Source organism: Paenibacillus sp. LjRoot56 (assembly GCF_964253335.1).
GTDB lineage: Bacteria > Bacillota > Bacilli > Paenibacillales > NBRC-103111 > Paenibacillus_E > Paenibacillus_E allorhizoplanae.
This window is the reverse complement of record NZ_CAXURV020000007.1, coordinates 171,563-191,869: the sequence shown is the minus strand read 5'-3', so window position 1 is coordinate 191,869 and position 20,307 is coordinate 171,563. Positions and strand designations below refer to the sequence as shown.

The following is a 20,307-nucleotide window of genomic DNA, read 5'->3' as shown; positions in this document are numbered from 1 at the left end:
TATACGATGAAAGCAACAGTTTATGTAACAATTAAACAGAACGTATTGGACGTGCAAGGTACAGCAGTACAAGGAGCACTTCACTCCATGGGCTTCGAAGAAGTTGGCAAAGTGCGCATCGGTAAATATTTGGAGCTTGAACTAGGTACAACGGACAAAGCAGAAGCAGAAGCACGCGTAAAAGCAATGTGCGAGAAATTGCTTGCAAACACAGTTATCGAAGACTACCGTTACGAATTGGTGTAATAGACCATTAAAGCACAACTTTTAGGAGGAAAAACCATGAATTTTGCGGTTCTTGTGTTCCCGGGATCGAATTGCGATATCGACTTGTACAAAGCGATTGAAGATACAATTGGTCAACCAGTTGACTATGTGTGGCATACGGACGGCGACTTGTCCAAATACGATTGCATCCTAGTACCAGGAGGATTCTCTTACGGGGATTACCTGCGTTGTGGAGCGATTGCTCAGTTTACGAACGTGATGAAAGCTGTCGTGAAGGCTGCGGAAGAAGGCAAATACATTCTAGGTATTTGTAACGGATTCCAAGTGTTGACGGAAGCTCGCTTATTGCCAGGCGCATTGCTGCGCAATAACGGCATGAAATTCCGCTGTCACCAAGCAGTTCTGAAGGTTGAAAACAACACAACTGCGTTCACACGTGATTATGCCGAAGGTGAATTGATCAACATTCCGATCGCTCACGGTGAAGGCAACTACTACTGTGACGATGCTACGCTTAAAGAATTACAAGAAAATAACCAAATCGTGTTCCGTTATGAAGCGGGCAACAATCCGAACGGATCACTTGATGATATCGCAGGAATCAGCAACAAAGCAGGGAACGTTGTGGGTATGATGCCCCATCCAGAGCGTGCCATTCATGAGATTCTTGGCTCCGCAGACGGTAAGAAAATGTTCACATCAATTCTAAGTGCTTGGAGGGAAAAACATGACGCAGCAGCTATCCGCTAAGGAACCATCTCCGGAACAAATCGCGGAACAGAAGATTTACAAGCAAATGGGTGTAACCGACGAGGAGTTTGCTAAGATTTGTGGTTTCCTTGGACGTACTCCGAACTATGTAGAAATCGGCGTATTCAGCGTAATGTGGTCCGAGCACTGTTCTTACAAAAATTCCAAACCTGTTCTTCGTAAATTCCCAGTAACAGGACCTCGCGTTCTTATGGGACCTGGTGAAGGTGCAGGGATTGTAGATATCGGGGACAACCAAGCGGTTGTTTTCAAAATTGAAAGTCATAACCACCCTTCCGCAATCGAGCCTTACCAAGGCGCGGCGACAGGTGTGGGCGGTATTATTCGTGATATTTTCTCCATGGGTGCACGCCCAGTTGCACTATTGAACTCCTTGCGTTTCGGTAAATTGGAAAACGACCGTGTGAAATACTTGTTCGAGCACGTTGTCTCCGGTATCGCTGGATACGGTAACTGTATCGGGATTCCGACAGTTGGCGGCGAAGTGATGTTCGACGAGAGCTACGAGGGGAATCCTCTTGTTAACGCAATGTGCGTAGGTCTAATCGACCACGACATGATCCAACGCGGTGTTGCCAAAGGTGTTGGCAACCCAGTCTTCTACGTCGGCCCAGCAACAGGCCGCGACGGTATCCACGGTGCGACATTCGCATCCGAAGAGCTGACAGCTGAATCCGAAGCGAAGCGTCCAGCGGTACAAGTTGGCGATCCGTTCATGGAAAAGCTAGTTCTAGAAGCTTGCTTAGAGTTAATCGATTCCGGCATCGTGCTTGGAATTCAAGATATGGGCGCAGCAGGACTTACATGTTCCTCAGCTGAGATGGCAAGTAAAGCAGGTAACGGCATGGAGCTGTACCTGGATGAAGTTCCACAACGCGAAGAAGGCATGACAGCGTATGAAATGATGTTGTCTGAGTCCCAAGAGCGTATGCTATTCGTTGTTGAACCAAAGGATGAGGCGCAAGCGAAGGGCATCTTCGAACGTTGGGGCTTGCACTGTGCGAAAGTCGGTAAGGTTACTGACGACGGTTTCTTGAAGCTAATCCACCACGGTGAAGTCGTGGCGAACATGCCTGTAGGCGCACTCGTTGACGAGTGCCCGGTTTACAATAAGCCAAGCAAAGTGCCGGCTTATTACGAAGCAAGCGCAGCGATCGATACAACACGTTACCCAGAGGTAACGAAGTTGACGGAAGCGCTGAAATCCGTGCTCGCGTCCCCGACGGTAGCGAGCAAAGAGTGGGTTTACAACCAGTATGACTACATGGTTCGTACAGAAACAGCAGTGCGTCCAGGTTCGGACGCAGCAGTTGTAACGATCCGCGGCACGCGCAAAGGTCTTGCGATGACTACGGATTGTAACGGACGCTACGTATACTTGGATCCAGAAGTGGGCGGACGTATAGCAGTATCCGAAGCAGCACGTAACGTTGTTTGTTCCGGTGCTGAGCCGCTTGCTGTGACGGACAACCTGAACTTCGGTTCCCCAGACAAGCCAGAAATCTTCTGGCAGTTGGAGAAATCCACAGATGGTATGGCAGAAGCTTGCCGCTTCTTGGATACGCCGGTTATCGGCGGTAACGTTTCTCTTTACAACGAGAACTCCAAAGGCGCGATCTACCCTACACCTGTTATCGGGATGGTTGGACTTGTTCATGACATTGACCACATCACGACACAGAACTTCAAAAACGAAGGCGACATCATTATCCTGCTAGGCGAGACGAAAGCTGAGCTCGGCGGCAGCGAATTCCAATATGTGATTCACGGTGTAACCGAAGGCCGTCCTCCTGAGTTGGACTTGGCTACGGAGAAACGCCTGCAAAACGCAGTACTCAAAGCGATTCAAGAAGGTCTTGTTGCTTCTGCGCATGACTTGTCTGAAGGCGGATTGGCTGTAGCACTTGCAGAAAGCTGTATCAGCGGAAACATCGGCGCAGAAGTTAATGTTGCTTCTGATCTTCGTCCGGATTTCGCTTTGTTCAGTGAAACACAATCCCGTATCGTGCTGAGTGCTACACCAGAAAAAGCCGATGCACTTAAGCATTGGATCGCTTCCCAAGGCGTACCATATCAAGAAATCGGAAAAGTAACAGGTTCTTACCTCACTGTGAAAATCAATGACGAACAGCGTCTCCAGTCTCCTGTAAGCGAGCTGGCGAAAGTCTGGAAGGATGCGATTCCATGTCTAATGGCGTAAAACAATCCAAGGCCCTGAAGCTTCCTGCTGCTCCACTTGTAGAACTTGACAATGGGCAGCACGAGCTTTGGACAGGAGAATATTACAACGAAGGTATTGGCGGCCAAGGCGGATTGTTCGATAAGCTGAATGAAGAGTGCGGGGTGTTCGGGGTGTATGGTCATCCCGACGCTTCCTCATTGTGCTATTACGGGCTGCATGCCCTTCAGCATCGTGGACAGGAAAGTGCCGGCATTTGTACGGTGGACGAAGGCAAATTTAATTATTATCGCGGTATGGGACTTGCAAAAGAAGTATTTACGAATGATAATTTGCATCCTCTTACGGGCTCAACAGCTGTCGCTCATGTTCGTTATTCAACAGCAGGCGAGAGCAAGCTGGCAAATGCGCAGCCGCTTGTTTTTAAATATCGCGAAGGCGACCTGGCGATTGCGACGAATGGGAACCTGGATAATGCAAATATTATCAAGCGTGAGTTGGAGCGTAAGGGCTCCATTTTCCAAACGACGAGTGATACCGAGGTTATGGCGCATCTGATTGCTCGTTCAGAGCATGATGATATCGTTGATGCGGTTAAGGATGCGATGAAACAAGTCATCGGCGGCTTCGCTTTCCTCATTACGACGAAGGATAAGCTGATTGCAGCGCTTGACCCGAACGGCTTGCGTCCTTTCATGATCGGCCGTCTCGGTGATGCTTACTTATTCGCGTCGGAGAGCTGTGCGTTCGATGCTGTAGGGGCAACCTATTTCCGAGATGTACAGCCCGGAGAAATCATCGTAATCGATCGTGATGGCTTCCGTTCAGAGCAATATACAGAGGGCGGCAAGCGCGCGATTTGTGCAATGGAATACATTTACTTCGCTCGTCCTGACAGCGACATTGACACGGTGAATATTCATTCCGCTCGTAAACGGATGGGTAAACGTCTGGCGATGGAAGCTTTCGTGGATGCGGATGTGGTGACAGGCGTGCCGGATTCCAGTATTTCGGCTGCGATTGGCTTTGCGGAACAAACCGGGATTCCTTACGAGCTGGGTCTGATCAAGAACCGCTACACAGGCCGGACGTTCATCATTCCAAGCCAAGAGCTTCGTGAGCAAGGTGTTAAAATGAAGCTGAGCGCCGTTCGCAAGGTGGTCGAAGGCAAGCGTGTCGTGATGATCGATGACTCCATCGTTCGTGGGACAACGTCCTTACGCATCGTCAACCTGCTTCGTGAAGCGGGAGCAACAGAGGTTCATGTGCGGATTTCTTCACCGCCTTTTATGAACCCTTGTTACTACGGGATTGATACACCGGACCGCAAAGAGCTCATCGCGGCGATGAATTCGATCGAAGAGATTCGCAAGGCGATCAACGCGGATTCCCTTCATTTTCTAACGAAGGAGGGGCTGTTAGATTCGATCGGACAAGGTCCATCGGGTAAAGAAAGCGGATATTGTACGGCTTGCTTCGATAACAGCTATCCAACAGAAATCGTTGATGTGACGAAGGTCGGTTGTGCTTGTGATTAAAAACTGAATACGTGGCAGAGTTGAGTCACGGATTTAGGCAAAAGAGAGAAAACGGGGGTCTAACGACCTCCCCCATATATAGACAAACTAAGGAGTGTTGGTCAGTGTCGGATGCTTATAAAAAGGCTGGCGTCGATATCGCGGCGGGGAACGAAGCAGTAGAACGGATGAAAAAGCACGTTAAACGGACATTCCGTCCTGAAGTGTTAACAGATCTCGGTGGCTTCGGCGGGCTGTTCAGCTTGAACAAAGACAAGTATGAGGAGCCTGTACTCGTATCGGGTACGGACGGCGTGGGCACGAAGCTGAAGATTGCTTTTGCCATGGACAAGCATGATACGATTGGGATCGACGCGGTTGCGATGTGTGTGAATGATATTATCGTTCAAGGCGCAGAGCCATTGTTCTTCCTCGACTATCTCGCTTGTGACAAAGTCATTCCAGAGAAAATTGAAGCGATTATTAAAGGGATCGCTGACGGTTGTGCGCAATCTGGTTGCTCACTAATCGGTGGCGAAACGGCGGAAATGCCGGGCATGTATGCACAAGGGGAGTATGACATTGCCGGCTTTACGGTTGGAATCGTCGACAAGAAAAAGATCATCGACGGAACAACGATCCGTCCTGGAGATGTCGTGCTAGGACTAGCTTCAAGCGGTGTGCACAGTAACGGGTTCTCGCTTGTGCGTAAGCTTTTGCTAGAAGATAACGGTTATACCCTTCAAGGGCATGTAGATGAGCTTGGCGACAAGCTTGGTAACGTGTTGCTTGAGCCAACGAAGCTGTATGTGAAGCCAGTTCTAGCTATGTTGGAAGACGTAGCGATCAAAGGTATGGCGCATATCACAGGCGGCGGTTTCATCGAAAATATCCCGCGCGTTCTGCCAGATGGCGTGAACGTGGATATCCAATACGGATCATGGCCGATCCTTCCGATTTTCTCCTTGATGCAGCGTGTAGGTAACATCACGAACAATGATATGTTCCGCACGTTCAACATGGGAATCGGGATGGTTGTCATTGTAGCAGCTGACGATGCAGAGAAAGCCATTGCTGCAGCGGAAGCACAAGGCGAAAAAGCATACCGTTTAGGTGTTGTGACCGAAGGCGAGCGTGTAGTTACGTTCCAAGGAGCTGACGTCTAATGCAGCCTTATCGCATTGCGGTTATGGCTTCAGGCAGCGGCTCGAATTTCCAGGCTATTGTGGATCAGGTACAGAAGGGGAAGCTTGATGTCAGCATCGAGCTTCTTGTCTGTGATCGCCCACAGGCGTTCGTTGTTGAGCGCGCGAAGGAAGCGAAGGTGCCTGTGTTTGCCTTCAACCCGAAGGAATACGAAAGCCGCGAGGCGTATGAAACGCTGATCTTGAAAGAGCTGCAGGATCGCCAGGTCGATCTGGTCGTGATGGCAGGGTACATGCGGATTATTACGAATGTACTGGTTGAGCCTTACTTCGGGCGGATGATTAACATTCATCCATCTTTGTTGCCTTCGTTCCCTGGCGTGCGCGCTGTGGAACAGGCGGTTGAGTATGGCGTGAAGCAGACAGGCGTCACGGTGCATTTTGTCGATGGCGGGCTGGACTCCGGCCCGATCATTGCGCAGCGTGCCGTGGAGATCCACGAGCACGAGACAGCCGATTCGCTCACGGAGCGAATCCATGCGGCTGAGCACGTGCTGCTGCCGCAGGTTGTGCGGTGGCTGCGCGAGGGCCGCGTGAGCTTGGACGGCCGCAGGGTTAGCGTGCGGAAGTAGGATTTGAGATTAGCACGCGCTTATGTGCGTGTGTGGCACTTATTTATTTTATTCAGAATTGGGGCTTGGCGCACTTTAGAGATGATTTTCATCACTATATGAGGCGTGGAGCGAGAAAAAGCTGCTTTAGTGATGTTTGATAACGTTACGGAGCCGATTATGCCCCGAAAGTTGGTGTAATAGGTGTGTTAGTGATGATCTTCATCACTAACGCATGGCTTCCCGCGAAATATATCCGCAGTAGTGATGTTTAACATCACTAAGTACTCATTCACATACAATCCCATTCCCTAAGGAGGAAGCATAGTGGCAATCAAAAGAGCACTGATCTCCGTTTTCGATAAAACGGGCATCGTTGAATTCGCGAGCGAGCTGTCAAAGCTGGGCGTTGAGATCATTTCTACAGGTGGTACGCTTAGTTTGTTAAAGGATAAAGGGGTACCGGTTATCGGTATTTCGGAGGTTACAGGATTCCCGGAAATCATGGACGGCCGTGTGAAAACACTTCACCCGAACGTACATGGCGGACTTCTGGCTGTTCGTGACAACGCAGAGCACCAAGCAAGCATGAAAGAACTAGGCTTGGAGTACATTGATCTGGTTGTCGTGAATTTGTATCCTTTTGCAGAGACGATTGCGAAGCCTGACGTGACTTACGAAGATGCAATCGAGAACATCGATATCGGTGGACCTACCATGCTTCGTTCCGCAGCGAAAAACCATGCTTTCGTTTCCGTAATCGTCGACACGACGGACTATGCGAAAGTGTTGGAAGAAGTGCAAGAGACAGGCGACACTACGCTAGAGACACGTAAACGTCTTGCGGCAAAAGTGTTCCGTCACACTGGCGCTTACGATGCTTTGATTGGCGACTATTTGACTGGCCTCCAAGGCGAGCCTTACCCAGAGCGTTACACAGTAACGTATGAGAAAATGCAGGAGCTTCGCTACGGCGAGAACCCGCACCAAAGCGCAGCGTTCTACCGCACGCCGAATGCAGCTGCTGGCAACATCACAACGGCTGAACAATTACACGGTAAGGAATTATCGTACAACAATATTAATGATGCGAACACAGCTCTTCAAATCGTCAAAGAGTTCAGCGAGCCTGCAGTTGTTGCAGTTAAGCACATGAACCCTTGCGGTGTAGGTATCGGTACGAATGTGCTTGAAGCTTACACGAAAGCCTACAATGCAGATCCAACGTCCATCTTTGGTGGAATCGTTGCTGCGAACCGTGCGATCGACGAAGCGACAGCACAATTGCTGCATGAGATCTTCTTGGAGATCGTCATCGCGCCAGATTTTACACCAGAAGCACTTGAGATTCTGGCTAAAAAGAAAAACATCCGCCTACTGAAAGTAGCCGGTTTGGATACAATTGCTGGACGCGAGTCCCAGCCAGTCATCACAACAGTTGAAGGCGGCATGCTGGTACAAGCTAGTGACGCTTACCAACTGACAGAAGCAGATCTGAAAGTCGTTTCCGAGCGTCAACCGACAGCGGAAGAGATGAAGCAATTGCTTTTCGCATGGAAAGTTGTTAAGCACGTTAAATCTAACGCCATCGTACTTGTGGCTGATGATATGACAGTTGGCGTAGGCGCGGGTCAAATGAACCGTGTTGGCGCTGCGAAAATCGCGATCGAGCAAGCTGGCGACAAGTCGAAAGGCTCCGTCCTTTCGTCCGATGCGTTCTTCCCGATGGGCGATACGCTCGAAATGGCAGCAAAAGCAGGCATCACTGCGGTGATCCAGCCAGGCGGCTCCATCAAAGACGAAGAATCCATTCGCGTTGCCAACGAAAACGGTATTGCGATGGTTATGACTGGCGTTCGTCACTTTAAACACTAAAACAATTGAGAATGCTCACGATTCGTAAGTGGACCGTGGGCATTCCCCATGAGAGGGGATTCCTAGAAATGCGTGTATTAGTTATTGGACGTGGCGGACGCGAGCATGCCATTGTATGGGCACTAAGCAAAAGCCCGAAAATCAGCAAACTGTTCTGCGCACCAGGAAATGGCGGAATTGCGGGCTTAGCGGAATGCGTGCCGATCATTGAGCTTCAATTCGACGAGATCAGCACATTTGCCAAGGAGCAAGCGATTGACTTGGTTATGGTCGCGCCTGATGATCCGTTAGCGGCAGGATTGGTTGATCATTTGGAGTCAAAAGGCATCGCCGCATTCGGCCCTCGCGCCAACGCAGCGATTATTGAAGGCAGCAAAGTGTTCATGAAGCAGCTGCTCAAAAAATACAGCATCCCTACGGCGGCTTACGAGTCTTTTGACGCGTATGAGCCGGCACTGGCTTACTTGCGCTCGCAAACAGCGCCAATCGTTATCAAAGCAGATGGCTTAGCCGCTGGTAAAGGCGTTACGGTTGCGCAAACGATGGAAGAAGCAGAAGCTGCGCTGAAAGACATCATGGTTGGGCAGGTTTTTGGGGCATCGGCAGGCGCAAGCGTCGTGATCGAGGAGTTCCTGACAGGACAAGAAATGTCCTTACTGGCATTCGTTGATGGTTCGACTGTGCGTTTGATGGTACCTTCACAGGATCATAAGCCGGTTTTTGATAACGATAAAGGACCGAACACAGGCGGAATGGGAACATACTCCCCACTTCCACATATTCCTGAGTCCATCGTGCAGGAAGCACTCGTGAACATCGTTCAGCCTACGGCTGATGCGATGGTGGCAGAAGGCCGTCCGTTCAAAGGCGTGCTGTATGCGGGTCTGATTTTGACGCCTAACGGTGTGAAAACAATTGAGTTCAACGCACGCTTCGGTGATCCGGAGACGCAAGTGATTTTGCCGCGATTGAAAACGGATTTGCTGGATATTTTCCTAGCGATCAATAACGGCACGTTGGCTGAGCAGCCGATCGAGTGGAGCGAACAAGCCGCAGTATGTGTGATTGTTGCTTCACCAGGCTACCCTGGTCCTTATCCGAAGGGATTGCCGATTACTGGCTTAGATCAAGTGCAGGATGCCCTTGTGTTCCACGCGGGTACGGCAGTTGATGAGAACGGACAAATCGTCACGAATGGCGGACGTGTGCTAGGGATCACAGGCCTTGGCAAAGATATCGTAGAAGCTCGTCAGAAGGCTTATGCGGATGCGGATCGGATCCATTTCGAAGGTAAGCATTACCGGACGGATATTGCGATGAAAGCATTGAGATAGGTTGTAGGAACGGCGGCAAGACAACATAAAAACACAGTCCTCTTAGAAGCGAATACCCGATTGGGGGCGTGCGCGTGAGGGCTGTGTTTTTTTGTATGTGTGAGTTTGTGGTGGGCGGCGGAATAACTGGATTTCATACAGCTAATTTGGTGCGATTCTTGCAATCTAGGCGATTAGATGGATTTCCTCCAGCTAATTGGAGGATTTCAGCCAACTATGGGGAAAAAGATCAGAAATAGCTGTAGATTTTCCATCTAAGTCCGATAATAAGAGGGATGGCGGAGAATTAACTGTAGGTTATCCATCTACTTTTTATCCCAGCCACGAATATATTTACTCCTGTTCTTGTAGACGAAAAAACACGCCAAAAAGGCAAGAACAATTAATGAAATGGACAGCCAGTGATCAGTGAAATAATCCCAAAGTGCTTGCATAACGAACCTCCCAATAGTGGAGAAGCATGGTAGGTTTAGTTTCGCGAATGGCGGCTGTTTTTATACAGAGCATAGAGAAGAAGGGGAATTGCTGATGGTTTATAAAAGAAGAATGCTACTATTCTCCGCGATCATATCGCTGTTTGGTGTGTTGGCTGGTTGTGGAGATAAACAACCAGTACCTGTGGCGTTGCCTACAACGGAGGCCGTGCTGAGTGCTTCGCCGCAGGCAACGGCTGCGCCCTCAGAGGTGCAGGCGGCACCTACGCCTTCGCCCTCGCCCTCGCCAACAGCGGCTCCAACACCTGTCGCAACGCTAGAAACGAAGCCAACACCAACGAAGAAGGCGGCTCCAACCACGTTGCCGAGCGTTCCTAAGAGTAATAAGCTTGTGATGATTGACCCCGGACATCAACGGGTCGGTAATAACACGCCTGAGCAAGTCGGGCCAGATACGCGGGAAACGAAGGCCAAGGTCAGTTCCGGCACAGTTGGGGTACGCACAAAGAAACCAGAGTATGTGTTAAATCTGGAGGTGTCCATGCTGCTTAAAGATGAGCTAGCCCATCGGGGGATCAACGTTGCGATGACACGTGAAACGCATGATGTGGATATCAGCAACAAGCAGCGTGCGGATATGGCGAATGAGGTGGGAGCAGCGCTGGTTGTACGGATTCATGCAGATGGTGACGCCTCGGCAAGTACGAAGGGATTTTCGGTTCTGTATCCGTCAGCTGCGCAACCAGCAGTTAAGCCTATCGCCGCTGACAGTAAGCAGGCTGCAGGTTTTCTCCTAACTGGCTTGCAGCAAGCAACTGGTCAGAAGGGACGTGGCCTATCGGCGCGAGACGATCTGAGCGGCTTCAACTGGTCGAAGGTACCCGTCGCACTCGTTGAGATCGGGTTCATGACGAATCCCGAAGAGGACGAGCTTATGTCGGAAGCGGCGTATCAACAGAAGCTTGCCATGGGTATTGCAGATGGGATAGAGCAGTTTGTGAACAGTAAGTGAGGAAGACGGAGCGCAGTGTGGTTTTATTTTCACAGATTCGAGAATAATGTAGATAATTGGCACTGATTAGTTTGTGGGAGGGGGTGCTGCTGTGCTGCCTGCATTTTTTATTGCGCATGGCTCACCGAATTTGGCGATTGAGCAGCATGCGTATACGGAGTTTTTGCAAAGACTTGCGATGTCGCTTCCAAAACCTAAAGCTATCGTTGTGTTCAGTGCGCATTGGGAAAGCGCTGTGCAGAAGATCAGCTCGGCCGTCGAGCCGGAGATGATGTACGATTTCTCCGGATTCTCGGAAGAACTTTATGACATTAACTATCCGGCCAAAGGGGATCTTACCTTAAGCCTCCATATCCAGCAGTTGTTTCAGCAAGAGGGTATACGCTGTGAGCTGAATGACAGGCGAGGCTTGGACCACGGAGCATGGGCGCCGCTCTCCATTATGTATCCCAATGCACAGATCCCGGTTGTGACACTTTCGGTTAACCCACGGTTAACACCTGAGGAGCATTACCGAATTGGTGCTTCGCTAGGCTCCCTGCGGGAGGAGCAAGTGCTGATCATTGGCAGTGGCGGAACGGTTCACAATCTACGAAAGCTGGATTATAACAATCCAGTGCCGCAGCTATGGGCTGTGGAGTTCGATGAATGGCTAGCGGAGCAGCTAGAAACGTGGAATTTGGAGGCGCTGATTCGCTACGACGAACGCGCGCCGCATGCGCGGGAGGCGGTGCCGACGCCGGAGCATTTTGCGCCATTGCTAGTCGCGATGGGAGCAGGAGATGCTACACGGAACGCGAAGCTGCTGCATCATAGCTTTCAGATGGGCAGCCTGAGCCTATGCTGCTGGATGTTCGGTAGTCTACGTTTGCGCAAGCAAGAGACTTAGGCTCGTTGTTGTTCGAGGACCTGCGAATGTTGCAGGTTTTTTTGTCGTTAGGGTTGATGGTATGAGGCCGACTCAATCCAGAAACCGCCCCTTATGCTCCGGCTTCGGTAGCATACAATGCTCGGTCTTGCCGAACCAGCGATAGCGGTTGCGTGCGATGAAGTTGTATCCGAGATTGCGGATCGGAGCTGGGATCACGATCGCCGCGTAGGCGAGCGGCCAAGCGCCTCGCAAGCGCCGAGCTATACGCAATGCGGCTGAGCTGCGCGTATAAGCGCGATTGCCTTCGATCAGCACAATGGTGCTGAGTCGATCTAGCGGCAGCTTGTGCTCGGCGAGCAGTCGTTGTCCTGTCTCCGACTGAAGAGAAGCGAAGTGAAACACGCCCTTCGGGTCGTTTCGCAGGATGAATTGCACGCTGCTACTGCAGAGCAGGCATACCCCGTCGAACAAAATGATAGATGAATGAGGAGTGAGATTCGACATGGTGCCTCCTTTTGGCTGCACATTTTGAATGTAACCATCTCTATTATACGTTGGTGTCACTATATAGCAACACTGGCTCTTTCTCAAAGATTTCATATTGTTTTTATGCGTAATATGGACAATAATATACCTATACAGGTATAGGGAAGGAAGGGTGTCTATGAAATACGATGATGATGTGAAGAAGCGTTTAAAGCGTATGGAAGGCCAGATTCGTGGGATTTTACGGATGATGGAAGAAGAACAGGATTGTAAAGATGTCGTAAGCCAAATCTCTGCTGTTCGCAGTGCTGCTGATAAAACGATTGCCACCGTTGTTGCTGTCAATTTGGAGAATTGCATTATGGAGGAAAAAGAAGCGGGTAGAGACACAAGTAAGCTGGTCAAGCAGGCTGTAGAATTGTTAGTTAAAAGCCGTTAATGGTGTTTAAGAAAAGAGGCAGGTCATGGATAGTAATATGATTTTCAATCTCGTTGCGCTAGGTTTTATTGTTTGGTTCTTCTACTCACGTTTTGCAGGGGTCAAAGGGCTGCACAATCTGTCGTCCGAACAATTTCAAGAGGCTTTAACAAAGGACAACCATAAGCATGTACTGATCGATGTGCGTGAGCCTGGTGAAGTGAAGCAAGGATATATCCCGGGAGCGGTTAATATCCCTTTGTCGACTATAGGGAGAAGATTGGCCGAGATTCCTAAGGATCGACCAGTCTATCTTTACTGCCGAAGTGGCATGAGAAGCAAGCAAGCCGCGAAGCTTCTACGGAAGCATGGTTTTAACGAGTTGTCTCATCTGAAGGGCGGTATCATGTCCTGGAATGGTAAGCAAACGCAATAAGTAAAAAAGTCATTAGCCCTCCGGCCAATGACTTTTTTTGCGCGTCATGATTATTCATGGAAGCTATGCCGACCGATTCGACCTTTGTCCTTTTGAAAATAAGCATGGAGGAAGAACTCCATCACACCATAAGCAAGAGCTACGATCGTCATATCCGTAAAAGTTAGGGACCAATCGTAGAAGTGCCTTTCCACGAGCCAGAAGTAGGCATAAGTTAATAACATATCGGCCAGTACAGCAGCCATGTTATTCGTAAGTCTTAAAAACAGTTGATCAACAACGACGTAGGTAAGGAGGGAAAACGTATACGTAGCAGAAAGTGCCCCCATAAATGTAGCATCTGTAAGGTACATCAAGATGGGAACTATGATGATGCCATTTATCAAAAGTTTTAAGAGCAACTTCCCTAACATGGCCAACATGGTCTCGCCTTCTTTCATTCAAGGTATGCAGTACTGATCTTAATATGGCTTCTGCATGCTTGAACTATGCTTGTTCTAGCGATTCAAAGTAAACAAATAATTATATTTACTTGCATGCTTGAGCTCATCAAGGATAATACCAAAGACTGTATCCTTATAGATGCCATAAGGGAGCCCGAACCAGATTTTACGATATTTCTCTACCGCTGATAGTTCGCCTTGAAGGGCCTTTTGAATCCCTTCTGAATACGTGCGTACAGGCTGGTACTGCTCATCGCTAACCCCATAAACATCATGACCGGTCAACTCTCGATACATGCTGCGAAACATGGCGTTATGACTGCGTTCATCATCACGTATGGATGTAATGATTGCGGCTTGTTCAGGGGTAGGTGCGAGCTTGATCAGTTGATCATAGAATAATTCATCGTTCTGCTCATCTTGCACCGCGGCTTTGATTAATTCTAGGGCTTGCTGATATCCTACGTTCCACACAGGTTGAAAGGTGTTGCGATAATCATACGGATATGTCCAATACATAAATGCTCCTCCATGACTAGGCTTTTAGCTCAGCATATGTGTGAAAGCCTAAAGGAGTTCAATAGTTTGGGGATTGGTATAGAAGGGGTTGACGAAAAGCAAAATTTTTATTATAGTATACACATACCCCAACGGGTATACGTATATATCTTAGGTAAGTATCATGAAGTAATATTCTAATACATGATAATAGTCATTTTTTTTTGCTCGAAATAATACCCCATGGGGTATATGAAAGTGAGCTTTGGATTTCAATCTTATTCTAGGGAGGAATAAACAATGGTAAATGGAGTTCAATTGCAAGGAATGAGCGCCGCTGTATTAGCGAAAAAGGTATTAAATAACGAACCGATTTTCATCTTAGACGTACGTAACGAAAGCGACTTTAAGGATTGGAAAATTGAAGGTCAGCATGTTTATATCCTAAACAAACCCTATTTTGATTTGATCGATGGGGTGGAAACTGTTGTAGATCAACTTCCAGATGATAAGGAAATTTTGGTCGTATGTGCCAAAGAAGGCTCATCGAAATTTGTTGGGGAGCAATTGATCGAACAAGGGAAACAACATGTTTCTTACTTAGTAGGAGGCATGAAATCCTGGAGTGAGCATCTAGAGCCCGTAAAAGTTGGTGATTTGCAAGATGGTGGAGAAATATTTCAGTTTATCCGCATTGGCAAAGGCTGCTTGTCCTACATGGTAATCTCGAACGGTGAAGCGGCCATCATTGATGGTGTTCGAATGACAGAGGTTTTTGAAAACTTTGCCCAAGAAAAAAATGTAACCATTAAACATACGATCGATACGCATCTTCACGCTGATCACATCTCCGGTGGACGGCAATTAGCTGAAAAAACAGGAGGCACGTATTGGCTGCCGCCAAAAGATGCAGAAGAAGTCGTATTTAACTACGAGAAGCTTGAAGAAGGAAGCCGTATTGTAGTTGGCGATACCGAGATTCAAATACAACCTATTTATTCGCCTGGGCATACGATCGGAAGCACATCCTTAATCGTTGACAATCAATTCTTGCTTTCGGGAGACATTTTATTCGTGAAATCGATTGGTCGTCCTGATCTCGCGGGTAAAGCAGAGGATTGGGTAACAGACCTTAGAACAACGTTATATGAGCGTTATAAGCAATTGTCCCATGACTTAATCGTGCTTCCTGCCCATTTTGGCAAGTTTACGGAGCTGGGAGAAGGAGGTCAAGTCTCTGCCCGCCTTGGAGATTTATATAAGGAAAATCCAGGGTTGAATATTGGAGAGGAAACAGCTTTCCGTCGTACTGTTACTGAGAATTTACCACCGCAGCCGAATGCTTACCAAGAAATACGTCAGACGAATATGGGGAAGATAACGCCAACAGACGAGGAACAGCGAGAAATGGAGATTGGACCTAATCGTTGCGCAGTTCATGATGCTTAAATCACTACTTACTTCATAGACAGGAGGCAACAACGATGTATAAAGAGCAAATGCCGGAAGAAGTTATGGGAAGAATCAACAGAAAAGAAAATATAGTTATTCTGGATGTGCGGGAACAGGATGAGTGGGAGTCTGGTCACATTCCAGGTGCCAAACATATTCCGTTAGGGCAAATTGCAAGAGCGCTCAACGAAATGGATCCAAAGCAAGAAACGATCGTCGTCTGTCGCAGCGGTAACCGCAGCGGGCAAGCATGTGATTTCCTCTCTTCGGTGGGTTATAACGTGCTTAATATGCCAGGCGGCATGTCGAAATGGACTGGGGAAATAACTTACGGCAAATAAGTATTTTAAATATATGGAGGTAATGTTCATGTCAACACTGCAAGTGAATCGTGTAATCGAATGTGAAGGTCTTGCGTGTCCGCTGCCAGTCGTTCGCACCAAAAAGGCGATGGATGAAATGAATGCAGGTGAAGTATTGGAAATACGTGCAACAGATAAGGGTTCGGTAGCCGACCTGAAGAGTTGGTCCAGCCGTACAGGACATCAGTACCTAGGCTTAAAAGAAGAAAACGGCGTGTTTCACCACTTTATTCGCAAAGCCGAGTCGGCGGATACGAAGGCTGAAAAAAAATATCCCCATATAGCTACAAATGAAGAGGTTCAAACCAAACTTGTTTCAGGAGAGACAATCCATATTATCGATGTTCGAGAACCCGCTGAATATGCATTTGGGCGCATTCCGGGTGCCATCTCAATCCCTCTAGGTCAATTGGAAGAAAAAATAACGGAGCTTGATCCTAGCCAAGCCTATTATATAGTATGCCGTACTGGAACTCGAAGTGATATGGCTTGCCAAATCCTATCCGACAAGGGGTATCATCATGTTAAGAATGTAACGCCTGGCATGACGCAATGGATCTATGATCAAGAACAAGATTAATTATAAAAAGGAGACGAATTAACATGACAACTAAAAAAGTAGCTCTTATTGCATCATCAGGTGGTCTGGAGACAGCCTATAAAGTATTGAACATCGCAACAGCGGCGGCAGCATTGGATGCGGAGGTAGCCATTTTCTTTACTTTCGAAGGCTTGTCCATTATTCATAAGGAGTCGGAACACATGCTGCAGCTGAAGCCAGGTAATGAAGGAATGGTAGAAGGCTTTAAGAAAGCAAATGTGCCATCCGTGAAAGAGCTTATGGATATCGCCAAAGAATCTGGGGTACGTCTGATCGGTTGTCAGATGACAATCGACGTCATGGGTCTGGATAAAGAACATTTCATCGAAGGCATTGAACTTGGGGGCGCCGCGACATTCCTAGACTTTGCTTTTGATGCACAAGTGAGCTTGAACTTCTAAGAGAAATTAGCACTAAATAATAAGGAGAGATTATCATAATGACAAACTTAGTTGTAGATGCAAAAGGACTTGCTTGTCCAATGCCGATTGTTAAGGCGAAAAAAGGGATGGATTCTCTGGAATCTGGACAGATTATGGAGCTTCAAACAACCGATAAAGGTTCTATGAAGGACTTTCAAGCGTGGGTAAACCAAACGAAGCATGAACTCCTTGAATCCAAAGAAGACAACGGTGTATTCACCTTTATTGTTAAGAAGGGGTAAGGAAAGTTGAAGAGGGCTATCACTTCATGCAGTGGTAGCCCTCTTAAAGTCCTTAATAGGAGAAAGCAGAATTTTTTTTGCCTTATTAAATACCCGTATGGGTATGCATGAATAAAAGGGGGATGATTTTAATGATAGAAAATAAGGAAAAATCAACGATTGTACTTTTTAGCGGTGAATTGGACAAGGCTATTGCTGCATTTATTATTGCCAACGGTGCAGCTGCTTATGACCACGAAGTTACGATGTTCTTTACCTTTTGGGGACTTAATGCGCTGCGTAAGGATGAATCCGTTCTGATCAAAAAAGGATGGCTGGAATCCATGTTCGGAAAAATGATGCCGCGTGGTGCGAACAAGTTAGGGTTATCCAAAATGAATTTCGGAGGGCTAGGTCCCAAGATGATTAAGCATGTGATGAAAAAGCATAATGCGCTGACATTGCCGCAGCTCATTGAATTAGCACAAGAGCAAGGTGTTAAGCTAGTGGCTTGTACAATGACAATGGATCTGCTTGGCTTGCAAAAGGAAGAACTTCTTGATGGTATTGAGTATGCAGGGGTAGCAGCTTATTTAGGTGACGCGGCAGATGCCAAAGTGAATTTATTTATTTAAGAGAAAAAGATAAGAACTTAGAAATGAGGTTTTAAATATGTCTACTAATGCCATCATTAATATCGTGATAGGGATTCTTCTCGTCTGGTTTGTGTATACCCGACTCGCTGGAATCAAGGGACTTAGGAATTTAACGTCCGTTCAATTTCAAGATGAATTGAAGCTAAACCTTAACAGAGTATTAATTGATGTCCGTGAACCTAGTGAAGTAAAACAAGGATATATTGCGGGAGCGAAAAATATTCCCTTATCTCAAATGAAACAACGACTCGGGGAGATCCCCATAGATAAAAGTGTGTTTTTGTATTGTCGCAGCGGAATGAGAAGCAAACAAGGGGCTCGAATTCTACACAAGCATGGTTTCCGAGATCTAGCACACTTGCAAGGTGGCATCATGTCTTGGAGAGGGAAATTAACCAAATAATTTTTTGATCATTAAATACCCATACACGTAAACGTAATGGCAATTGGAGCATAGAAGACACAAGGAGGTCTTGTAGATGGCATTAATTCAAGTCTCGGATCGTGATTTTGAAGAGATCGTTATGAAGTCTAAAGTTCCTGTACTTGTCGATTTTTACGCAGATTGGTGTGGACCCTGCCGACTAGTCGCCCCCATGCTGCAGGAATTGAGCGAGGAATTACATGATCGTGCGGTGATTGTAAAAGTAAATGTGGATGATAATCCAATGACCGCAAGCGAGCAGCATATCATGAGTATTCCGACAATGAAGCTTTTTAAAGATGGCAAGATGGCAGCCATGATGATTGGATTGCAGCCCAAAAATGAACTTACAAAAATGATTCATGATCTCATGCAGGATGGAGATCACAGATAGGAGGAGAAAGCTATGGATTATGGGTGGATTATTCTATTGTTCGGTATTGGTTTTATTGGATCCCTAATCTCTGGTATGGTTGGAATTGGAGGTTCCATCATCAAGTATCCGATGCTCTTGTATATTCCGCCAGCCATGGGTTTTGCAGCATTTACGGCCCATGAAGTATCGGCAATTAGTGCGGTCCAAGTCTTTTTCGCGACACTTTCAGGCATGTTAGCCTTTCGAAAAGGAGGGTATATCAATAAATCCCTTGTATTCATCATGGGGGGAACCATCGTTATTGGCAGCTTTATCGGGGGGTATGGTTCCAAGTTTCTATCCGACTCCTTCATTAACATCACCTATGCAGTTCTGGCTCTGATCGCAGCGATTATGATGTTTCTTCCCAAAAAAGGACAGGAAGACATGGACTTTGACAAGGTGAAGTTTAATAAACCGGTTGCGGCGGTCTTCGCGGCTATTATCGGAGTTGTTTCGGGTATTGTTGGAGCGGCTGGCGCGTTTATTACCGTACCTGTCATGCTGGTCATTCTGAAAATTCCGACACGTGTAGCTATTGCTTCTTCCCTAGCCATTACATTTATCTCTTCGATAGGCTCAACTGCCGGAAAAGTAGCGGGAGGACATATACTTCTTGTTCCGTCGGTTGTTATGGTTATTGCAAGTATCATCGCAGCTCCAATTGGAGCTAAAATCAGCAAGAAATTGAACGCCAAGCTGCTTCAATGGATTTTGGCTGCACTCATTGTGGCAACAACGGTTAAAATATGGATGGATATTTTAAGCAAATAGAGACCCCTGTTTTTTTTCTACTCTTTGGATACCCTAGTACTTATGGGTTAGAATACTAGGCTAAAGAAGGAGAATGAAGGAGATGTTCCATTATACCATTGAAACGGATAAGTCCGTGGATGAAGTGATCGAGGCGTTGACAACCAATTTATATAAAGAGCATTTCGGTATACTGTGGAAATTTAACATCCAAGAAAAGCTCCAAGAGAAAGGCCTCGAGTTTGATGAGCCATATATTATTTTGGAGGTTTGCAATCCTTTCGAAGCAAAACGCGTATTAAGCGAACATGCAGTAGCGGGTTACTTTTTGCCTTGTAAAATTGCTGTATATGTGGAAAAGGGTACAACTAAAATCGGAATGCCTCGGCCAACGAACTTGATCGGGATGGTTGAAATGGATGCTTATGACCAGCTGTTGGAGATTGCTCAAGATGTGGAAAAACGTCTTATCAACTGTCTGGATAGGAGTATATAAGCTAGTAGTCTGATGCAGCTAAGCAGCGGTGGGGCTTTAAAAGGGTACAGTTGGAAAAGCTGGCAGCGATTATCTCGTTGTCGGCTTTTTTTTGTCAAAATAGATAAAATCGGATAACGATGTATAAATCGTCTCGTATCTTTGACTACCGGATTCGTCCTATATTTATCCATGTAATCCATCCACAAAGGGAAGTGAGTAACGAGAAGCGCAGTTGTTAGGCGAAATGAAATCGAGGAGGATTTAT

26 protein-coding genes are annotated in these 20,307 nt (G+C 47.3%); 22 read left to right on the top strand and 4 right to left on the bottom strand.

What is annotated here, in order from left to right; all coding sequences use genetic code 11:
- The first annotated feature begins 6 nt into the window (after positions 1–6).
- The 8 genes from purS to purD all read left to right on the top strand — a co-directional run bounded on the left by purS (position 7) and on the right by purD (position 9,660).
- Complete coding sequence (gene purS, locus ACSQ8O_RS35420; protein ID WP_436245541.1) at positions 7–246, top strand: phosphoribosylformylglycinamidine synthase subunit PurS; 240 nt, start codon at positions 7–9, stop codon at positions 244–246.
- 36 nt (positions 247–282) lie between these two features.
- Complete coding sequence (purQ, locus tag ACSQ8O_RS35415) at positions 283–978, top strand: phosphoribosylformylglycinamidine synthase subunit PurQ (RefSeq protein WP_056612769.1); 696 nt, start codon at positions 283–285, stop codon at positions 976–978.
- Positions 956–3,199 (top strand): phosphoribosylformylglycinamidine synthase subunit PurL, encoded by a 2,244-nt coding sequence (purL, locus tag ACSQ8O_RS35410; protein WP_436245540.1) that lies wholly within the window; start codon positions 956–958, stop codon positions 3,197–3,199. Before purQ ends, purL begins: the two co-directional genes overlap by 23 nt.
- The gene (gene purF / locus ACSQ8O_RS35405) at positions 3,184–4,716 is read left to right on the top strand and encodes an amidophosphoribosyltransferase (protein ID WP_436245539.1); all 1,533 of its coding nucleotides are present in this window, start codon (positions 3,184–3,186) and stop codon (positions 4,714–4,716) included. Before purL ends, purF begins: the two co-directional genes overlap by 16 nt.
- Before the next feature lie 104 nt (positions 4,717–4,820).
- Positions 4,821–5,861 carry a phosphoribosylformylglycinamidine cyclo-ligase gene (purM, locus tag ACSQ8O_RS35400; RefSeq protein ID WP_436245538.1) on the top strand — a complete coding sequence of 347 codons (1,041 nt, stop codon included), beginning with the start codon at positions 4,821–4,823 and terminating at the stop codon, positions 5,859–5,861.
- Entirely contained in the window at positions 5,861–6,472 is a 612-nt protein-coding gene (gene purN / locus ACSQ8O_RS35395) for a phosphoribosylglycinamide formyltransferase (protein WP_436245537.1), read from the top strand. Before purM ends, purN begins: the two co-directional genes overlap by 1 nt.
- 306 nt (positions 6,473–6,778) lie before the next feature.
- On the top strand, positions 6,779–8,326 hold the full coding sequence (gene purH / locus ACSQ8O_RS35390; protein WP_436245536.1) for a bifunctional phosphoribosylaminoimidazolecarboxamide formyltransferase/IMP cyclohydrolase: 1,548 nt from the start codon (positions 6,779–6,781) through the stop codon (positions 8,324–8,326).
- Between the two features lie 68 nt (positions 8,327–8,394).
- The gene (purD, locus tag ACSQ8O_RS35385; RefSeq protein WP_436245535.1) at positions 8,395–9,660 is read left to right on the top strand and encodes a phosphoribosylamine--glycine ligase; all 1,266 of its coding nucleotides are present in this window, start codon (positions 8,395–8,397) and stop codon (positions 9,658–9,660) included.
- A 305-nt stretch (positions 9,661–9,965) separates the two neighbouring features.
- Here the strand turns inward: purD and ACSQ8O_RS35380 are convergent, their stop codons facing one another.
- Positions 9,966–10,094, bottom strand: a complete 129-nt coding sequence (locus ACSQ8O_RS35380; RefSeq protein WP_436245534.1) for a hypothetical protein — start codon at positions 10,092–10,094, stop codon at positions 9,966–9,968.
- Positions 10,095–10,188: 94 nt separating this feature from the next.
- Between ACSQ8O_RS35380 and ACSQ8O_RS35375 the strand changes: the two genes are divergently transcribed.
- Positions 10,189–11,106, top strand: coding sequence for an N-acetylmuramoyl-L-alanine amidase family protein (locus tag ACSQ8O_RS35375; protein WP_436245533.1), 918 nt, complete (start codon positions 10,189–10,191; stop codon positions 11,104–11,106).
- Positions 11,107–11,197: 91 nt separating this feature from the next.
- Positions 11,198–11,995, top strand: a complete 798-nt coding sequence (locus ACSQ8O_RS35370) for a DODA-type extradiol aromatic ring-opening family dioxygenase (RefSeq protein ID WP_436245532.1) — start codon at positions 11,198–11,200, stop codon at positions 11,993–11,995.
- 72 nt (positions 11,996–12,067) lie between these two features.
- Here the strand turns inward: ACSQ8O_RS35370 and ACSQ8O_RS35365 are convergent, their stop codons facing one another.
- Positions 12,068–12,481, bottom strand: coding sequence for a thiol-disulfide oxidoreductase DCC family protein (locus ACSQ8O_RS35365; RefSeq protein ID WP_436245531.1), 414 nt, complete (start codon positions 12,479–12,481; stop codon positions 12,068–12,070).
- Between the two features lie 160 nt (positions 12,482–12,641).
- Here ACSQ8O_RS35365 and ACSQ8O_RS35360 point away from each other — a divergent pair, with 160 nt between their 5' ends.
- Both ACSQ8O_RS35360 and ACSQ8O_RS35355 read left to right on the top strand, forming a co-directional pair.
- On the top strand, positions 12,642–12,902 hold the full coding sequence (locus tag ACSQ8O_RS35360; RefSeq protein ID WP_056612786.1) for a metal-sensitive transcriptional regulator: 261 nt from the start codon (positions 12,642–12,644) through the stop codon (positions 12,900–12,902).
- 25 nt (positions 12,903–12,927) lie between these two features.
- Positions 12,928–13,317: a rhodanese-like domain-containing protein gene (locus ACSQ8O_RS35355; RefSeq protein ID WP_436245530.1), complete on the top strand. Its 390-nt coding sequence runs from the start codon at positions 12,928–12,930 to the stop codon at positions 13,315–13,317.
- Between the two features lie 50 nt (positions 13,318–13,367).
- Here ACSQ8O_RS35355 and ACSQ8O_RS35350 read toward each other — a convergent pair whose 3' ends face one another.
- Together ACSQ8O_RS35350 and ACSQ8O_RS35345 are read right to left on the bottom strand one after the other, a co-directional pair.
- Positions 13,368–13,739, bottom strand: coding sequence for a DUF2512 family protein (locus tag ACSQ8O_RS35350; RefSeq protein ID WP_436233905.1), 372 nt, complete (start codon positions 13,737–13,739; stop codon positions 13,368–13,370).
- A gap of 75 nt (positions 13,740–13,814) precedes the next feature.
- Positions 13,815–14,279: a ferritin-like domain-containing protein gene (locus ACSQ8O_RS35345; protein WP_436245529.1), complete on the bottom strand. Its 465-nt coding sequence runs from the start codon at positions 14,277–14,279 to the stop codon at positions 13,815–13,817.
- A 306-nt stretch (positions 14,280–14,585) separates the two neighbouring features.
- Between ACSQ8O_RS35345 and ACSQ8O_RS35340 the strand changes: the two genes are divergently transcribed.
- From ACSQ8O_RS35340 to ACSQ8O_RS35295, 10 genes are all read left to right on the top strand, one after another.
- Positions 14,586–15,707: an MBL fold metallo-hydrolase gene (locus ACSQ8O_RS35340; RefSeq protein ID WP_436245582.1), complete on the top strand. Its 1,122-nt coding sequence runs from the start codon at positions 14,586–14,588 to the stop codon at positions 15,705–15,707.
- A gap of 35 nt (positions 15,708–15,742) precedes the next feature.
- Complete coding sequence (locus ACSQ8O_RS35335) at positions 15,743–16,051, top strand: rhodanese-like domain-containing protein (protein WP_056612797.1); 309 nt, start codon at positions 15,743–15,745, stop codon at positions 16,049–16,051.
- A 28-nt stretch (positions 16,052–16,079) separates the two neighbouring features.
- A complete protein-coding gene (locus ACSQ8O_RS35330; protein ID WP_436245528.1) occupies positions 16,080–16,652 on the top strand; it encodes a sulfurtransferase TusA family protein in 573 nt (190 codons plus the stop codon).
- 23 nt (positions 16,653–16,675) lie between these two features.
- Positions 16,676–17,074, top strand: a complete 399-nt coding sequence (locus tag ACSQ8O_RS35325) for a DsrE/DsrF/DrsH-like family protein (protein WP_056612801.1) — start codon at positions 16,676–16,678, stop codon at positions 17,072–17,074.
- Between the two features lie 38 nt (positions 17,075–17,112).
- Entirely contained in the window at positions 17,113–17,337 is a 225-nt protein-coding gene (locus ACSQ8O_RS35320; protein WP_056612803.1) for a sulfurtransferase TusA family protein, read from the top strand.
- Between the two features lie 131 nt (positions 17,338–17,468).
- On the top strand, positions 17,469–17,951 hold the full coding sequence (locus ACSQ8O_RS35315; RefSeq protein ID WP_056612805.1) for a DsrE/DsrF/DrsH-like family protein: 483 nt from the start codon (positions 17,469–17,471) through the stop codon (positions 17,949–17,951).
- A 37-nt stretch (positions 17,952–17,988) separates the two neighbouring features.
- Positions 17,989–18,375 (top strand): rhodanese-like domain-containing protein, encoded by a 387-nt coding sequence (locus tag ACSQ8O_RS35310; RefSeq protein WP_056612807.1) that lies wholly within the window; start codon positions 17,989–17,991, stop codon positions 18,373–18,375.
- A 76-nt stretch (positions 18,376–18,451) separates the two neighbouring features.
- Entirely contained in the window at positions 18,452–18,790 is a 339-nt protein-coding gene (gene trxA / locus ACSQ8O_RS35305; protein ID WP_056612809.1) for a thioredoxin, read from the top strand.
- Positions 18,791–18,802: 12 nt separating this feature from the next.
- Complete coding sequence (locus ACSQ8O_RS35300) at positions 18,803–19,585, top strand: sulfite exporter TauE/SafE family protein (RefSeq protein WP_056612811.1); 783 nt, start codon at positions 18,803–18,805, stop codon at positions 19,583–19,585.
- Positions 19,586–19,667: 82 nt separating this feature from the next.
- Positions 19,668–20,060, top strand: a complete 393-nt coding sequence (locus ACSQ8O_RS35295; protein ID WP_436233911.1) for a DUF302 domain-containing protein — start codon at positions 19,668–19,670, stop codon at positions 20,058–20,060.
- Positions 20,061–20,307 lie beyond the last annotated feature (247 nt).